We start from the raw sequence: 2,780 nt of genomic DNA on the forward strand, positions 1-2,780 counted from the left end.
TGAAGGTAACACCCCTTCCCATACCGAACAGGTAGGTTAAGCTTCAATGCGCTAATGGTACTGCAGGGGTAACTTTGTGGGAGAGTAGGTCGTTGCTAGGTAATGTTCCTCGATAGCTCAACGGTGGAGCGCTCGGCTGTTAACCGATAGGTTGAAGGTTCAAATCCTTTTCGAGGAGCCAATTTTATTTAAAATATAAAAAGCTATTGATTAGCTTTTTTTGTTTGTTGGAAAGTACTATACATAACAGACATTTCATGATTTTTTTACAATATATATAAATTTTAGTAATAAATTACATCTAGTTTAAATATATACTTAAGTATCAATAATTTTATATTATTGATACTTTTATGTTTTTTGGGAGGTAATGATTAAAATATTTTATAACAAATATTCAAACTATTTAGAAAATTTAGTTATTTAAAAGGGTTTTTTATTTAAAGGTAGAATATATCAATATATATCCAATGAAAAGCTAGGAGGTATTGTGTATGAAAGTATATAAAAGCAATAATCTAAGAAATGTAGGTATTGTTGGTCATAGTGGTTCAGGAAAAACTACAATAATGGAGTCAATATTATATTACACAAAAGCTATAGATAGATTTGGTAAAGTTGATGATGGTACTACGGTTAGTGATTATGATATTGAAGAAAAGAAGAGAAAAACCTCTATATCCACATCTGTAGCTTTAAGTGAATGGGAAGATGTTAAAATAAATTTAGTGGATGTGCCTGGTTATTTTGATTATATAGGAGAAATGATTGAGGGGCTAAGAGCTGTAGATATGGCAATGATAACTGTATGTGGGGTATCTGGAATAGAAGTTGGAACTGAAAAAGCCTGGGAATATATCAATGAACATAAATTACCTAGAGCATTTTTTATTAATAAACTGGATAGAGAGAATAGTAATTTTGAGGTTGTTTTGCAGCAGATAAAAGAAAAATTTGGAATATCAGCAGTACCAATTCAATACCCTATAGGTAGTGAAGAAAATTTTAAAGGTGTAATAAATGTAATATCTAGAAGAGCTCGGATATTCAATCCTAAAACACATAACATGGAAGATAGTGATATTCCACTAGAATTAATTGATAAGGTAGATGAGTGTAAACAAATGGTCATGGAAGCTGTAGCTGAAACTGATGAAGTATTATTAGATAAATATTTTAATGAGGGATATATAAGTGAAGAGGAAATATACCATGGGCTTATAAAAGGAGCTTCAATGGGAGATATTGCTCCTATAATGTGTGGATCTGCTTTGCTGGGTATAGGAATCAATACATTATTAGAAGACATGATTGAATGTTTTCCTTCACCTATTGATACAACTCTTTACAGTGCAAAAGATATAAAAAATAATAACTATACTCAAGTTAAAATCAATGATACTGAACCATTCTCAGCTTTAGTATTTAAAACGATTGCGGATCCATTTGTAGGTAAATTATCTATGTTCCGTGTCATTACTGGAAAAGCTAAGAGTGACTCAATAGTATATAATACTAATAAAGAAAAAGAAGAGAAAATGGGTAACATGTATTTCTTAAAAGGCAAACAGCAATTTCCAACTCAAGAAATTGAGGCCGGCGATATAGGTGCTGTTTCTAAACTTCAATATACAACTACAGGAGATACACTTTGTGATAGTTCTAAACAATTAATGTTTGACACTATGGATTTCCCACAACCAGTATTTTCAAGAGCTATTGTAACTAAATCTAAAGGTGATGAAGATAAAATATCCAATGGGTTAACTAAACTATTAGAAGAGGATCCTACATTCTCCATAACTAGGAGCGCAGAAAATGCACAAACTATAATTTCGGGTTTAGGCTCTACTCACCTGCAAGTAATAGTTAGTAAATTGAAAAATAAATTTGGAGTTGATGTATCCTTAGAAATTCCAAAGGTTGCATATAGAGAGACAATTAGAAAAGTTGCTGATGTTCAAGGGAAACATAAAAAACAGTCTGGTGGACATGGGCAATATGGTGATGTGAAAATTAAATTCGAGCCTAGAGTAGATGGTATAGATGATTTAGAATTTGTTGATGCAGTAGTAGGAGGAACAGTTCCAAGACAATATATACCTGCCGTTGAGAAAGGTTTAAAAGAATGTATTCAACATGGTGTACTTGCAGGTTTTCCAGTTATAAGGCTTAAAACAACATTACATGATGGTTCTTATCATGCTGTAGATTCTTCAGAAATGGCATTTAAAATGGCTGCCTCTGTAGCTTATAAGAAAGGTCTTCAAGAAGCGCAACCTATTATATTAGAGCCAATTATGCACGTGGAAGTTACATGTCCAGAGGATTATATGGGTGATATTATCACAGATATAAACAAAAAGAGAGGCAGGATTTTGGGCATGGAGTCTGTTGAAAAAGGGCAGAAAGTAATAGGAGAGGTACCACAGTCAGAGTTATTTAATTATGCAACAGATTTAAGATCAATGACTGGTGCTAGGGCAAATTTCCGGGTTAAATTCGAAAGATATGAAGAAGTTCCGTCTGAGGGAATTGACAAAATAATTGAAGCTAATAAAAGCTTGGAATAGATGTAAACTACCCTAAGGGTATAGTAATTTTCTTGTAGAAATTTATAAAACCGTAGTTATATACGGTTTTATTTTTAGTGCGCCCGGCATGGGCGTTTACTCGTCGGTGAAAGTCTGATACGGGGGCTGATAGTGCCAACCGTTAGCTTAAGACAAGGGTGTCCTCCGTGAGGGGGAATCTGAAGGAAGTCGGCAGCAAAACTCTGG

Annotated in this window: 1 protein-coding gene, 1 tRNA gene and 1 rRNA gene; all 3 read left to right on the forward strand. The window is 33.5% G+C overall.

All coding sequences use genetic code 11. The features are described 5' to 3' along the window. A 5S ribosomal RNA gene (gene rrf, locus KPL51_RS22830) occupies positions 1-101 on the forward strand; the annotation flags it as partial. Between the two features lie 5 nt (positions 102-106). Further along, positions 107-181 (forward strand) — tRNA-Asn (locus KPL51_RS22835). Positions 182-494: 313 nt separating this feature from the next. Further along, positions 495-2,573, forward strand: a complete 2,079-nt coding sequence (gene fusA, locus KPL51_RS22840) for an elongation factor G (protein ID WP_216166700.1) — start codon at positions 495-497, stop codon at positions 2,571-2,573. Positions 2,574-2,780: the final 207 nt, after the last annotated feature.

It is taken from the genome of Clostridium bowmanii (assembly GCF_018861315.1).
Classification (GTDB): domain Bacteria; phylum Bacillota; class Clostridia; order Clostridiales; family Clostridiaceae; genus Clostridium_AD; species Clostridium_AD bowmanii.

Bases quoted from the DNA above. Each gene is read 5' to 3' on its own strand.
- fusA (WP_216166700.1), top strand. From the start codon at position 495: ATGAAAGTATATAAAAGCAATAATCTAAGAAATGTAGGTATTGTTGGT.